Origin of the sequence: uncultured Comamonas sp., from assembly GCF_964277875.1 — a bacterium.
Taxonomy (GTDB): domain Bacteria; phylum Pseudomonadota; class Gammaproteobacteria; order Burkholderiales; family Burkholderiaceae_C; genus Comamonas; species Comamonas sediminis.
Map to the genome: position 1 here is coordinate 128,628 of NZ_CAXYJV010000009.1, position 13,912 is coordinate 142,539.

Sequence of the window (13,912 nt, forward strand, 5' to 3'; positions counted from 1 at the left end):
CTTAGGGGGAGGGCTTTCTCATGGGTACAAAAACAACCCCGCACGCTTCTACTATTCAATCAAATAGCACTATGCATCGCTGGAAAATCACTGCGCTTGCCGCCGCCATGGCAGCCTTTGGCCTGTACACAGGGGAAGCATCAGCACTCGCGCTGGGCAAGATCAATGTGAAATCTGCACTGGGCGAACCGCTGCGCGCGGAAATCGAAGTGCCGCAGATCACGGACGCCGAGGCCGACACCTTGCAGGTCAAGACGGCCTCGTCGGCCGTGTTCCGCACCCAGGGCATGGACTACTCCGGCACCGCCAGCGCCGTGCGCGCCCAGCTTCAGCGCCGCGCCAATGGCACGGCCGTCATCGTGCTGACCACCCAGCGCCCCGTCAACGACCCCTTTGTCGACTATGTGATCGACGCCAACTGGAACTCCGGCCAGGTAGTGCGCAGCTACACGATGCTGTTCGATCCACCCAACCTGCGCAAGTCTGAACCAGCCGTCACCGTGGCCCCGCAGCTCAGCGCTGCCGCCGCGCCAGCCGCCCGCGCGCCCGCGCCTCCCGTGCGGGTGATCGAGGAGCCGCTGGCCTCTGCGACGCCAGCACCTGCACCGGCCGCACGCACCGCCGCCGCACCGCGCCCTGCGGCCCCGGCGCGCGCCAATGTTCCTGCCACCGCCAGCAACAATGCCGGCGGCGACTCCGTGCGCACCCAGCGGGGTGACACGCTAGGCCGCATTGCGGCCCAGAACAAGCCCGCCGATATCTCGCTGGACCAGATGCTGATTGCGGTGGTCCAAAGCAACCCCCATGCCTTTGTAGGCGGCAACGTCAACCGCATGAAGGCCGGCGTGACCCTGACGATGCCATCGGCCGAGCAGGCCCGCGCCGTCTCGCCGCGCCAGGCACGCCAGATGGTGGCCGCACAAAGCCGCGATTTCAACAGCTACCGCAGCCAGCTCGCCGCCAAGGCAGCGCCGGCCCAGGTCGCCACCGATACCCGTGCCGCCAGCGGCAAGGTGGAAGCCTCGGTCGACGACAAGAAGCCCCAGAGCGTGGCACCGGACCAGCTCAAGCTCAGCAAGGAAGCCGCCAAGGGCACCAAGTCCGCGGAAGCGAGCGTTGCCAGTGCCCAGCAGGCCAATGCCGCCCAGGAGCGCACCTCCGAGCTGAACAAGAACATCGAGGAGCTGAACAAGCTCAAGCAAGCCGCTGCAGGCTCTGCCGCCGCCGGGGCATCCGCTGCTGCGACCGCAGACAGCAAGCCCGCCGGTACGGCGACTGTCCCTGCTGCAGGCACGACCGCTGCGGCTGCAGCGCCTGCTGCCACGCCTGCGGCTCCGGCCCCTGCTGCATCCGCGCCTGCACCGGCAGCACCTGCCACCCCAGCAGCCACCGCGCCCGCGCCTGCTGCGGCTGCCAGCGACTCTGCCGCGCCTGCACCGGCTCCTGCCCCCAAGCCCGCGCCTGCACCAGCACCTGCGCCCGTCGAAGAGCCCAGCTTTGTCGATGAGCTGCTGGACAACCCGCTGCTGCCAGCAGCGGGCGGCCTGGCCATCCTGGCGCTGCTGGGCGGCCTGTGGTACCGCAACAAAAAGCGCAAGGAAGGGGTCCACGCGGCCACCGATTCCGTGCTCGAGAGCAGCCTGGCCCAGGACTCGTTCTTTGGCGCCAGCGGCGGCCAGCACATCGACACCTCGGTAAGCGCGATGACCACCGGCAACTCCTCGCTCGCCTACACGCCCAGCCAGCTCGACGCTGGCGATGTGGACCCGGTGGCCGAGGCCGATGTCTATCTGGCCTATGGCCGTGATCTGCAGGCCGAGGAAATCCTCAAGGAAGCGCTGCGCACCAGCCCGACCCGCAGCGCCCTGCATGCAAAGCTGGCCGAGATCTATGCCAAGCGCAAGGACCGCCTGGCGCTGGAGAGCATTGCCAAGGATGCCCGCCAGATCACGGGTGGCGCCGGCCCTGACTGGCTGCGCATTGCCGCGCTCGGCCAGGAGCTGGACGCCGCCAACCCGGTCTACCAGAACAACACCGCTGCGGTGCCGTCTGCTACCGAGATCGCCACGCCTGCCGCCCTGGCCGCCGCTGCCGCTGCTGCGCGCGCCGAACCGATTCCGTTTGAGAACACGCTGCCACCGACAACGATTGCTGATGCCAGCCCAGCCAGTGCCTTCAGCCCCTCCACGGGTCTGGATTTCGCGATGAGCAGCCAGCTGACCGAAACCCCGGATGCGGCTTCGAAGTTCCAGGCATCGGCAGCACCTGCCACCCCCGTGGCAGCGGCGCCCGTCCCTGCAACCGACGCAGGCCTGGCCTTCGAGGCATTGGCGCCTGCCGCTGGCAAGCCCGCGCTGTCGATGGAAGACTTTGACCGCCAGCTGGCCGAAGCGCTGAGCATTCCGTCGGAGCTGTCGCCCAGCGCCAGCCACAGCGCCGCCCAGAGTCTGGAGACCCAGCCCGGCGCACTGGACTTCCAGCTGAGCGACTTCGACAGCCAGAGCACCGCGCAGATGCCCATCAGCGACAAGAGCATGCCGACGATGGACTTCGACATGACCTCGCTGTCGCTGGATCTGCCCGGCTCCGGCGAGCCAGACCATACGCATCCGGTCACCTTGGCCGATGACATGGCCGGTCTGGAGATCGATGACAGCGACCCGCTGGCCACCAAGCTGACCCTGGCCCAGGAATTCCTGGCCATCGGTGACAAGGAAGGCGCCCGTTCGCTGGCCGAGGAAGTCATGGCTGAATCGTCCAGCGCCACGGTCAAGGCCCAGGCCCAGCGCCTGCTGGACCAAAGCCGCTGAGCGGCAGGGCCCTCCCCGGCAAGCCCCGCTCTGCGGGGCTTTTTCATGGCCGGGTGCGCCAGCCGCTTTATGATGGCGCCATGCGAATCGCCCTGGGCATCACCTATAACGGACAGGCCTACCAGGGCTGGCAAAGCCAGCCCAGCGGCAACACTGTCCAAGACCATCTCGAAGCGGCGCTGAGCCGCTTTGCCGCCTCCCCCATCTCCACCATTTGCGCAGGCCGCACCGATGCCGGTGTGCACGGCCTCATGCAGGTGGTGCATTTCGATGCCCCAGTGGAACGCACCGAGGCCTCCTGGGTGCGCGGCACCAACACCTTTCTGCCCAAGGACATCGCCGTCCAGTGGGCGCGGACCGTGCCGGACGCATTTCACAGCCGGGCCTGTGCCACATCGCGCCGCTATGGCTATGCGCTGCTGCAGTCGCCGGTGCGCCCCAGCGTCGAGGCCGGCCGGGTCGGCTGGGTGTTCCAGCCGCTCGACCTGCAGGCCATGGAGCGCGCGGTGCAGTACCTGCTGGGCGAGCATGATTTCTCGTCGTTTCGCGCTGCCGGCTGCCAGGCCAAGTCGCCGGTCAAGACCTTGTACGCGATCCACATTGGCCGCAGCGCCCAGCGCCCCAGTGCCTCCCGCGACGGCGTGCCTTCGTGCTACTGGCGCTTTGACTTTCAGGGCAGCGCCTTTCTGCACCACATGATCCGCAACATCATGGGCTGCCTGGTCGTGATTGGCCAGGGCACCAAGCCGCCGCAATGGATGCAGGAGGTGCTGCAGGCCCGCAGCCGCGAGACCGCCGCCCCCACCTTCTCGCCCGACGGCCTGTACTTTCTGGGCCCCCAGTACGATGCGCACTGGGGCCTGCCCACCGAGGCCATTTCTTTTGACTGGTTTGCCTGAACAAGGAGTTCCATTGACTGCGATGCAAGCAACTGCGGGCCGCACCCGCATCAAGATCTGTGGCCTGACGCGTGAACAGGACGTGGACGCGGCCGTGGCCGCCGGGGTGGATGCCATTGGCTTTGTGCTCTACCCCGCCAGCCCCCGGGCCGTGACCGCCGAGCGCGCCGCCGAGCTGGCGCGCCGCCTGCCGGCCTTTGTGACGCCGGTGCTGCTGTTTGTCAATGAAACGCCTGCCCAGGTGATGGCGGCCTGTGGCAAGGTGCCCGGCGCGATCGCGCAGTTCCATGGCGATGAAACCCCGGAGCAATGCCTGGCATCGACCGGCGGCGGCGAGCGCAGCTTTTTGCGTGCCGCACGCATACCCCTTGGCGACGCTGCGGTGCAGTTCGACCTCGTAGAATATGCCCATCGATATTCACACGCCAAGGCCATCCTGCTCGACGCCCATGTCGAGGGGTTCGGCGGTGGCGGCAAAGCATTCAATTGGTCACTGCTTCCAACAAACGTAGCCTCTCATCTCGTTTTGTCTGGTGGACTCACGCCTGCAAACGTGACCGATGGCATTGTGCAAGTCAGACCGCGCTGCCTCTCGCTCGCGGTGGATGTGAGCTCCGGCGTTGAGAGGACCGGTGCCGATGGCAAGGCCATCAAGGGCACCAAGGACGCCGAAAAAATCCAACAGTTTGTCGCAGCCGTGCGTGCCGCTGACACACTACTTGCCAAGAATCCCTTCCATGTTTGAATACCAGCAACCCGATACTGCGGGCCATTTCGGCCCCTATGGCGGCAGCTTTGCCAGCGAAACCCTGACCCACGCCCTGGTCGAGCTGCGCGAGGCCTATGACAAGTACCAGAACGATCCGGAGTTCCTGCGCGAATTCCAGTACGAGCTGGCCCACTATGTCGGCCGCCCCTCGCCCGTCTACCACGCAGCGCGCATGTCGCGCGAGATGGGTGGCGCGCAGATCTACCTCAAGCGCGAGGACCTCAACCACACCGGTGCCCACAAGATCAACAATGTGATCGGCCAGGCCATGCTGGCCAAGCGCATGGGCAAGCCGCGCATCATTGCCGAGACCGGCGCCGGCCAGCACGGTGTGGCCACTGCCACCATCTGCGCCCGCTATGGCCTCGAATGCGTGGTCTACATGGGCAGCGAAGACGTGCGCCGCCAAAGCCCCAACGTCTACCGCATGAAGCTGCTGGGCGCCACCGTGGTGCCGGTCGAGTCGGGCAGCAAGACCTTGAAGGACGCGCTCAACGAGGCCATGCGCGACTGGGTGGCGAATGTGGACAACACCTTCTACATCATAGGCACCGTGGCCGGCCCCCACCCCTACCCGATGATGGTGCGCGATTTCCAGAGCGTGATCGGCAACGAGTGCCTGTCCCAGATGCCGGCGCTGTTCAAGGAGCAGAACATGGCCGCTGAGCAACCCGATGCAGTGATTGCCTGCGTCGGGGGCGGCAGCAATGCCATGGGTATCTTCTACCCCTATATCCCCTATGAGAACACGCGCCTGATCGGCGTCGAAGCGGCCGGCGAAGGCCTGGACAGCGGCAAGCACTCCGCATCGCTGCAGCGGGGATCCTCCGGTGTGCTGCATGGCAACCGCACCTATATCCTGCAGGACGACAACGGCCAGATCACCGAAACCCATTCCATCAGCGCCGGCCTGGACTACCCCGGCGTCGGCCCCGAGCATGCCTGGTTGCAGGAAATCGGCCGTGCCCAGTATGTCGGCATCACCGACCAGGAGGCGCTCGATGCCTTCCACTACCTGTGCCACACCGAAGGCATCATCCCGGCGCTGGAATCCAGCCACGCCGTGGCCTATGCGATGAAGCTGGCCAAGACCATGCGCCAGGACCAGTCCATCCTCGTGAGCCTGTCGGGCCGGGGCGACAAGGACATTGGCACGGTGGCCGATCTCTCGGGCGTCGACTTTTATGCCCAACCCTCCAGCCGCGGCGTGGCCGTCAAGGGGAGCTATACCAAATGAGCCGCATCGCCGCAACGTTTGACCAGTTGAAGCTGGCTGGCCGCAAGGCCTTGATTCCCTATGTCACCGCAGGCTTCCCCTTTGCCGACATCACGCCGGCGCTGATGCATGGCATGGTCGATGCAGGCGCCAATGTGATCGAGCTGGGCGTGCCCTTCTCGGACCCGATGGCCGACGGCATCGTCATCCAGAAAGCCGGGGAGAAGGCCCTGTCACTGGGCATTGGCATGAAGCAGGTGCTGGCGATGGTGGCCGAGTTCCGCGTGAAGGACAACACCACGCCGGTGGTGCTGATGGGCTATGCCAACCCGGTCGAGCGCTACGAACAGGTGCACGGCAAAGGCGCTTTTGTGCGCGATGCCGCTGCCGCCGGAGTCGATGGCCTGCTGGTGGTAGACTACCCGCCCGAAGAATGCGAAGCCTTTGCGGCCGATCTGCGTGCGCATGGCATGGACCTGATCTTCCTGCTGGCGCCCACCTCGACGCCGGAGCGCATGCAGCAAGTGGCGCGCGTGGCCAGCGGCTATGTGTACTACGTCTCGCTCAAGGGCGTTACCGGTGCGGGCACGCTCGATACCGGCGCCGTCGAAGCGATGCTGCCGCAAATCCGCCAGCATGTGCATATCCCTGTGGGCGTAGGCTTTGGCATTCGCGATGCGCAGACGGCCCAGGCCATCGGCAAGGTGGCCGATGCCGTGGTGATCGGCACCCGCATCATCCAGCTGATCGAAAACCAGCCGCACGAGAAAGTCGTGGCGCTGGTCTCCGATTTTTTGCGTGGCATCCGCAAGGCGCTTGACGCATAATGCGCCTCCTGGGCTGCGCCGTGCGCAGCCCGACGAGTGCGAGAGCAAAGGAAAACAACCATGTCCTGGCTAGAGAAACTGTTACCCGCCAAGATCCAGCACACCGACCCGGCCGAGCGTCGCCAGATGCCCGAAGGTCTGTGGATCAAGTGTCCAGCCTGCGAAGCCGTGCTGTACAAGGCCGACCTGGAGCACAACTTCAATGTCTGCCCCAAGTGCAGCCACCACCACCGCATGTCGGCGCGCGCGCGCCTGAACCAGTTTCTGGACGCCGAAGGCCGCTACGAGATTGGCCAGGAAGTGCTGCCCGTCGATGCGCTGAAGTTCAAGGACAGCCGCAAGTACCCAGAGCGCCTCAAGGAAGCGCTGGAAAACACCGGCGAGACCGATGCGCTGGTGGTGATGGGGGGCTCGGTCAAGAGCGTCAACCTGGTGGTCGCCTGCTTCGAGTTTGAATTCATGGGCGGCTCGATGGGTTCGGTCGTCGGCGAGCGCTTTGTGCGCGGCGTCGAAACCGCCATCGAGCAAAAGGTGCCGTTTGTGTGCTTCACCGCCACCGGTGGTGCGCGCATGCAGGAAGGCCTGCTCAGCCTGATGCAGATGGCCAAGACCAATGCCGCGCTGACCCGCTTTGCCAAGAAGGGCCTGCCCTACATCAGCGTGCTGACCGACCCCACGATGGGCGGCGTGTCTGCCGGTTTTGCCTTCATGGGCGATATCGTCATGGCCGAACCCAAGGCGCTGATCGGCTTTGCCGGTCCGCGCGTGATCGAGAACACCGTGCGCGTGAAGCTGCCGGAAGGCTTCCAGCGCGCCGAGTTCCTGCAGCAAAAGGGCGGCGTGGACATGATCGTCGACCGCCGCGAGCTGCGCGACCGCATCGCCAGCAGCCTGGCCATGCTGCAGCGCCTGCCCGCGGATGCGGTGGCCTGATCGGCCCGATACCCCAGCGGTCTACTCAGGACCGCTACCCCCACAAAAAAACCGCCCAGGGCGGTTTTTTTGCGTCCGGGCTTGCGCCCCCAGCATCACATCACACCGCCAGCAGCAGCCGCGACTGCAGGTGCGCGAGCATGATGGAGATGATCTGCAACCCCACCAGCAGCACGATGGGCGACAGGTCCACACCGCCAACCAGCGGGATGATCTTGCGCAGCGGGCGCAGCAGCGGTGCGGTCAACTGGTAGAACACGGCATTCATCACCGCGTTGCCCGGCGACAGCCAGGACAGCACCGCATGCACCAGCGTGACCACCACCATCGTGGAGATGCCGATATTGGCCACGCCAATGGTGGCGACCACCAGCACCGACAGCAGCGATGACAGGCCCCCCGCCGCCAGCCACAGCAGCACAAACTGGACCACCTGCACCAACCACGCGCCCAGGATGCTGGCCCAGTCGCCGCCGGGCAAGCCCTTGGTGATCCTGCGCAACGGCAGCACCAGCCAGCTGGTCAGTGCCAGCACCAGCTGCCCCAGCGGGTTGTTGAAGGAGACGCGCTGGTACTGCATGTACCAGCGCAGCAGGCAGGCACCGGTCAGCAGACCACCTGCAATATTGAGCAGCAGGGACAGGATTTGAAAAAGCATCGGTGTTTCCAGTCGGGAGCGATCCCGAGAATGCGAAATTTGCTATTAAAAACGAAGCTAACAGACCAATGACAAAGGGCTTCAAGCTGTTATTCTAGGGCCGCTGCCAGGTCCCGTGTCACCAAATCCCCCAGCGCGCCAGGGACGAAAAGCGGTGCAGCAGTCGGACACTACGGCTTTTGCCGGCACAGGGCACGCTAAAAATCTTAAAATGACAGGTTTTGGCCGTTTACCAGCGCAATGCTGGCCTCTTCATGTCTGAAAACCACACCACTCCCGAGACCGCGCCGGTTGCGCACGACGAAAACCAACTGATTGCCGAGCGCCGCGAAAAACTCAAAGCCCTGCGCGAAGCACAGCGCCAAGGCAAAGGTGTGGCTTTCCCCAACGACTTCAAGCCCGCCGACCGCGCAGACGACCTGATTGCGGCCCACGCCGAGCAGGACGCCGCCGACCTGGACGCTGCCGCGCTGACGGTCAGCGTCGGCGGCCGCATGATGCTCAAGCGCGTGATGGGCAAGGCCAGCTTTGCCACCGTGCAGGATGCCACCGGCCGCATCCAGCTCTACGTCACCCGCGATGCGGTGGGCGAGGAGCTGTACGCCGATTTCAAGAAATGGGATCTGGGCGACATCATCGGTGCCGAAGGCCAGCTGATGAAGACCAAGACCGGCGAGCTGTCGATCAAGGTGACCAAGATCCGCATGCTCACCAAGAGCCTGCGCCCCATGCCCGACAAGTTCCACGGCATGGCCGATCTGGAGCAGAAGGTGCGCCAGCGCTATGTCGACCTGATGACCGACGAAGACGCACGCAAGCGCTTTGTGGCCCGCTCCAAGGCAGTCTCCGGCATCCGCGAGTTCATGGTCGAGCACGGCTTTCTCGAAGTCGAGACCCCGATGCTGCACCCGATCCCCGGTGGCGCCAATGCCAAGCCCTTCATCACCCACCACAATGCGCTGGACCAGGAGATGTACCTGCGCATCGCTCCGGAGCTCTACCTCAAGCGCCTGATCGTCGGTGGCTTCGAGCGCGTGTTCGAGATCAACCGCAACTTCCGCAACGAAGGGGTGTCGGTACGCCACAACCCTGAGTTCACGATGATGGAGTTCTACGCGGCCTACTGGAACTACCGCGACGTGATGGACTACACCGAAGCGCTGATCCGCGATGCCGCGATGAAGGCCGTGGGCACCTTGGAGTTGAGCTATGGCGGCAAGCCGGTGGACCTGACCCAGCCCTTCGAGCGCCTGACCATCACCGAAGCCATCGTCAAGTACACCGATGCCGGCGAGAACGTGGGCAACCGCGAATGGCTCACCAATGCCTTGAAGAAGCTGGGCATGAAGGAAGAGAAGGACAAGCTGGCAGGCCGCACCCTGGCCAGCCTGCAGGTGCTGTACTTTGAGGAAGTGGTCGAGGACAAGCTCTGGAACCCCACCTTCATCATGGAGCACCCGACCGAGATCAGCCCGCTGGCCCGCGCCAACGATGACCGCCCCGAAGTGACCGAGCGCTTTGAGCTCTACATCACCGGCCGCGAGTTCGGCAACGGCTTCTCGGAGCTGAACGATGCCGAAGACCAGGCCGCGCGCTTCAATGCCCAGGTCGCTGCCAAGGATGGCGGCGATGACGAAGCCATGTACTACGACCACGACTTTGTGCGCGCGCTCGAGTACGGCATGCCACCCACCGGCGGTTGCGGCATCGGTATCGACCGCTTCATGATGCTGCTGACCGACAGCGCCAGCATCCGCGACATCATCCTGTTCCCCGCGCTGCGCCGGGAGCAATAAAGCGCGCGGCAGGCCCTTGGCCTGCCCACAGCGCCCAGCGGCACAGGCTCTGCCCAGAGCCTGTGCCGCTTTTTTCTTGGCTTGCCGCCGCCGATATACTGGCCTGCATGCAGATACCCCGTTACTGGGCGCAATCACGCCTGCGCCATGAAACCAGTCCGCGCCATGGCGCCACCGTGCAACGCTGGGGCTGGTCCGACCAGAGCCCCGAAGCCGCACAGGCCCATGCCCAACAGCGCGCCCAGGCTGCGCTCGACCAGGTGCTCAGCGCCCCGCAACTGCGCCATCTGGATGCCAGCTTTCAGCGCATGGAACGGCTCGGTGAATACGGCCTGAATGGCCAGACCCCCATCCGTGAGGAGATCCTGGGCCAGCGCGGCCAGACCGTGATGACGCGCAACAGCTACGGCGCGCACTGCCTCAACACCCCCGATGTCGCCATCGCCGACATGGACTTCCCGCCGCAACCCCAGCCACCCAGTGCGGCACCGCTGCTGGTCGCAGCTGTCTTGGCGCTAGCGGTGGGCTTCGTCGTCTTTGCGCAGGGTGGCGTGCTGCCCGCGATGGCGGTGCTGGCGGGCGGGGCCGTGGTCCTGGTGCTGTGGCTGCGGCGCTGGTTGAACCTGCGCCAAAAACAGGCCGGCAGCGCCGATCCCCGGCAGTTGGCGCTGGAGCGGGTCACCGCCTTCAGCCAGCAGCACCCCGAATGGGGTCTGCGCGTCTACAGCACGCCCAAGGGGCTGCGCATCATCGTCACCCACGAGGCCTTGCGGCCCGGCGACAGCGCGGTGCAGGATCTGTTCTCTGCGTTGCAGGTCGATCCGGTCTACCAGCGCCTGTGCCTGCAGCAGCAGTGCTTTCGCGCCCGCGTGACCGGCAAGCCCTGGCGCATGGGCCTGTCCGGCCCCAGCCCGCAGGTGCGGCGCTGGCCGGTGGCTGCCAGCCAACTGGCAGCACGCGCTGAATGGACGCATGTCTACGACCAGCAGGCAGCGCGGTACAGCGCCTGCCAGTTCATTGCGCAGCTGGGCCAGTCCCGCATAGGCATGGACATCCAGGCCCTGGTCGACTGGCATGACGAAGCCTGCCGCGCCCATCAAAGCCAGCTGCCGCTGGCCTGAAGCCCGCTCCATCGTCATCGATAATCAGCGCATCCCCCACCACGGGCCCATCTGGCGCCCGTTGCGCGCCCTGCTCCCGCCATGAACCGACTCAAACTCCTGATTCCCGAATGGGCCACCGAATGGGTGGACATCATCGTGCCTGCGATACAGATCACCTTGATCCTGCTGCTGGCCATCACGCTCAACTACGTCACGCGCAAGCTCATCACCCGCGTGGCCCAGCACTACCACTGGCCGCTGGAGCTGGCCGTGCCCGTCAAGGGCTTGGTGCGCTGGCTCATCATTGGCGGCACCTGCCTGTTGATTTTGGAGCGCCTGGGGGTCAGCGCCACGGTGCTGTGGACGGCGTTCTCCGGCTTTGCCGCGGTCGGCGCCGTGGCCTTCTTCGCTGCCTGGAGCGTGCTGTCCAACTTCTTCTGCGCGGTGCTGATCTTCACCGTGCGGCCCTACCGGCTGGGCGACTACATCGAGGTGCTGGACGGTCTGGACAAGCCCGGTGCTAAGGGCCGGGTGGTCGATATCAACATGCTCTACACGACACTCGAAGACTTTGTGGCGGACCGCAGCCAAAGCGTGGTGCTGCAAATCCCCAACACCCACATCTTCCAGAAGGTGGTGCGCCGCTGGACCGATGATCCCCCGCCCCAACAGCCGCCAGAGGCCAGCCCGGCTGCGCCAGCCGATACGCCCGCCGTGCCATGACACCGTGCATTCCAGGCGGCTGTCAGCGCCAGCCTACCGGTACTTGCCTCTTCGGCCCACGGCGCTGATTCGCCCCCCTGCTTAAGATCAACCATCACATGACAACAGGAGGTGTTCGATGCTTAAGTGGGCCATTATTTTTGCGGTGATCTCGTTGCTGGCCGGTGTGTTCGGCTTTACCGGTGTAGCCTCTGGCGCCGCCGGAATCGCGAAGATCCTTTTCTTCATCTTCATCGCCATCACGGTGATCTTCCTGGTGATCGCCCTGCTGGGTGTCGGCGCCGTCGCCTGACCTCCGCCTTTACCAGCCATCGCTGACGAATGCCTGCCCCGTGCAGGCATTTTTTTGGTCCGCCGCAGCCGGGTCGCCTTGCGGCGGCCCAGGGCACGGGCTAGCGCCTGCCCGTCCCGGGCCGCACCGCATGCTGCTCCGCATCGAGCTGCCAGCGCCCGCTGTGGAAGGCCTGCACGCTGTCCCGGTGGGCGACGGACACCAGCGATCCGCCGCGCGCACGCACCAGCGCTACCAGCGCCGCATAGACCTCGGCCTCGGTCGCCTGGTCCAGCGCGCTGGTGGCCTCGTCGGCAAACACCCAGGCCGGGCGCTGGAGCAGCACCCGCGCGATCGCCAGGCGCTGCTGCTCCCCGCCCGAGAGCACGGCGTTCCAGGCGGCAGTCTCATCCAGCCGCTCCACCAACGGGGCCAGCTGCGCGGCGCGCAAGGCCGCCTGCAGCTGCGCATCGTCATAGTCGGTTGCCGGCTGCGGGTAGGCCAGGGCCTGGCGCAGGCTGCCATCGGGGAAATAAGGGCGCTGCGCAATGAACATGCTGTCCATCGGCCGCTGCACCCGTCCATGCGCAAACGGCCAGATGCCGGCCAGGCTGCGCAGCAAGGTCGACTTGCCACTGCCCGAGCGCCCGCTGATCAGCACGTCCTCGCCGGCCGCCAGCTGCAAGGCCGCATTGTCGATCACCACCCGGCCATCGGGCAGCGCCACCTGCAGCCCCTGGGTTTGCAGATGGTCGGCCGCCTCCAGCGACGGGCCCTGGGCTTGGGCCTGGGCCTGCAGACCGGCCTCAAAGCTCGCCAGACGCCGCGTGGTGGCCCGCCAGGCCGCTATATCACTGTAGTTGTTGACGATCCAGCTGAGCGCGTCCTGCACCTGGTTGAAGGCCGAGGCAATCTGCATCAGCTGGCCCAGCTGGATGGCGCCGCTGAAAAAGCGCGGCGCGGCAATGATGAAGGGAAACACCACGGCGGCCTGGCCAAAGAAATTGGTGAACCAGGCGAGCTTCTTTTGCTGGCGGATCAGCAGCAGGTAGTTGCCCAGCACATCGCCAAAGCGCTGGCGCAGCTGCTCGCCCTCTACCCGCTCGCCGCCATCCATCGCAATGGCTTCGGCATGCTCACGCACCCGGACCATGTGGTGGCGGTAGTTGGCCTCCAGGCGCTGTTGCTGGATATTCAGACCCACCTGCGGCTTGCCCAGCCACAGCGATACCGCACTGCCGACCAGGCAGTACACGACGGCCATCCAGACCATAAAGCCGGGAATATGCAGGCTGCCGCCGCCCAGCATGGCAGGCAGATCCAGGTCCATCGCCGCGCTCAGCCCCCAGAGGATGCCGACAAAGCTGACAAAGGTGACCAGGGCGTTGAGCAGCCCCATGCTGAGCGCCACGGTGTAGCTGCTGAACAGGTTGATGTCTTCCTGGATGCGCTGGTCGGGGTTGTCCGGCATCTGCTGGCTGCCGCTGTAGCGGCCCAGCTCCATGCGGTAGAAGGCCTTGTGGGCCAGCCAGCGGCCTTGCAGGTGCTCGGTCAGCCAGCGGCGCCAGTGCCACTGCAGCAGCTGGGTGAGGTAGAACTTGTAGACCGCAATGACGATGTAGACCAGCGCCAGCCACAGAAAGCGCCAGAGCTGGTGCCAGAACACATCGGCCTGCTTGTTCTGCAGCGCATCGTAGAACACCCGGTTCCAGCTGTTGATCTGCACCAGCATGAACACGGCCGCCAGGTTGAGCGCGACGATGGCGGCCAACAGGCCCCAGGCGCGGACCTTGTCCTCGGATACAAAATACGGCCGGGTCAGCGCCAGCGCCTCGCGGCCGGCCAGCGCCACACGGCGCAAAGGGTGGTGAAGGGGCATCGCTCTCTGCCAGCTAGGGGGACGAGAG

General features: G+C 65.3%; 12 protein-coding genes. 10 read left to right on the forward strand and 2 right to left on the reverse strand.

Going from position 1 to position 13,912, the window contains the following annotated elements; all coding sequences use genetic code 11:
- Positions 1-71: 71 nt before the first annotated feature.
- The 6 genes from ACHWUQ_RS04530 to accD all read left to right on the forward strand — a co-directional run bounded on the left by ACHWUQ_RS04530 (position 72) and on the right by accD (position 7,454).
- A complete protein-coding gene (locus tag ACHWUQ_RS04530) occupies positions 72-2,810 on the forward strand; it encodes a FimV/HubP family polar landmark protein (protein WP_394680456.1) in 2,739 nt (912 codons plus the stop codon).
- Positions 2,811-2,890: 80 nt separating this feature from the next.
- Positions 2,891-3,709: a tRNA pseudouridine(38-40) synthase TruA gene (gene truA / locus ACHWUQ_RS04535; RefSeq protein WP_239809182.1), complete on the forward strand. Its 819-nt coding sequence runs from the start codon at positions 2,891-2,893 to the stop codon at positions 3,707-3,709.
- A gap of 22 nt (positions 3,710-3,731) precedes the next feature.
- Complete coding sequence (locus ACHWUQ_RS04540; protein ID WP_239812756.1) at positions 3,732-4,454, forward strand: phosphoribosylanthranilate isomerase; 723 nt, start codon at positions 3,732-3,734, stop codon at positions 4,452-4,454.
- Positions 4,447-5,715 carry a tryptophan synthase subunit beta gene (gene trpB / locus ACHWUQ_RS04545; RefSeq protein ID WP_239809183.1) on the forward strand — a complete coding sequence of 423 codons (1,269 nt, stop codon included), beginning with the start codon at positions 4,447-4,449 and terminating at the stop codon, positions 5,713-5,715. Before ACHWUQ_RS04540 ends, trpB begins: the two co-directional genes overlap by 8 nt.
- Positions 5,712-6,521, forward strand: coding sequence for a tryptophan synthase subunit alpha (trpA, locus tag ACHWUQ_RS04550; RefSeq protein WP_312413093.1), 810 nt, complete (start codon positions 5,712-5,714; stop codon positions 6,519-6,521). Before trpB ends, trpA begins: the two co-directional genes overlap by 4 nt.
- Before the next feature lie 60 nt (positions 6,522-6,581).
- Positions 6,582-7,454: an acetyl-CoA carboxylase, carboxyltransferase subunit beta gene (gene accD / locus ACHWUQ_RS04555; RefSeq protein ID WP_133855407.1), complete on the forward strand. Its 873-nt coding sequence runs from the start codon at positions 6,582-6,584 to the stop codon at positions 7,452-7,454.
- A gap of 100 nt (positions 7,455-7,554) precedes the next feature.
- Here the strand turns inward: accD and ACHWUQ_RS04560 are convergent, their stop codons facing one another.
- Positions 7,555-8,112 carry a YggT family protein gene (locus ACHWUQ_RS04560; RefSeq protein ID WP_394680457.1) on the reverse strand — a complete coding sequence of 186 codons (558 nt, stop codon included), beginning with the start codon at positions 8,110-8,112 and terminating at the stop codon, positions 7,555-7,557.
- Between the two features lie 254 nt (positions 8,113-8,366).
- Here ACHWUQ_RS04560 and lysS point away from each other — a divergent pair, with 254 nt between their 5' ends.
- The 4 genes from lysS to ACHWUQ_RS04580 all read left to right on the forward strand — a co-directional run bounded on the left by lysS (position 8,367) and on the right by ACHWUQ_RS04580 (position 12,026).
- Positions 8,367-9,908 carry a lysine--tRNA ligase gene (gene lysS / locus ACHWUQ_RS04565; RefSeq protein ID WP_394680458.1) on the forward strand — a complete coding sequence of 514 codons (1,542 nt, stop codon included), beginning with the start codon at positions 8,367-8,369 and terminating at the stop codon, positions 9,906-9,908.
- A gap of 107 nt (positions 9,909-10,015) precedes the next feature.
- A complete protein-coding gene (locus tag ACHWUQ_RS04570) occupies positions 10,016-11,029 on the forward strand; it encodes a hypothetical protein (RefSeq protein ID WP_394680459.1) in 1,014 nt (337 codons plus the stop codon).
- A gap of 81 nt (positions 11,030-11,110) precedes the next feature.
- Positions 11,111-11,734, forward strand: coding sequence for a mechanosensitive ion channel family protein (locus tag ACHWUQ_RS04575; protein ID WP_239809188.1), 624 nt, complete (start codon positions 11,111-11,113; stop codon positions 11,732-11,734).
- Between the two features lie 118 nt (positions 11,735-11,852).
- A complete protein-coding gene (locus ACHWUQ_RS04580) occupies positions 11,853-12,026 on the forward strand; it encodes a DUF1328 domain-containing protein (RefSeq protein WP_021026435.1) in 174 nt (57 codons plus the stop codon).
- A 100-nt stretch (positions 12,027-12,126) separates the two neighbouring features.
- On the opposite strand, the gene ACHWUQ_RS04585 is transcribed toward ACHWUQ_RS04580, so the two are convergent.
- Positions 12,127-13,884 carry an ABC transporter ATP-binding protein/permease gene (locus tag ACHWUQ_RS04585; protein ID WP_394680460.1) on the reverse strand — a complete coding sequence of 586 codons (1,758 nt, stop codon included), beginning with the start codon at positions 13,882-13,884 and terminating at the stop codon, positions 12,127-12,129.
- Between the last annotated feature and the right edge of the window lie 28 nt (positions 13,885-13,912).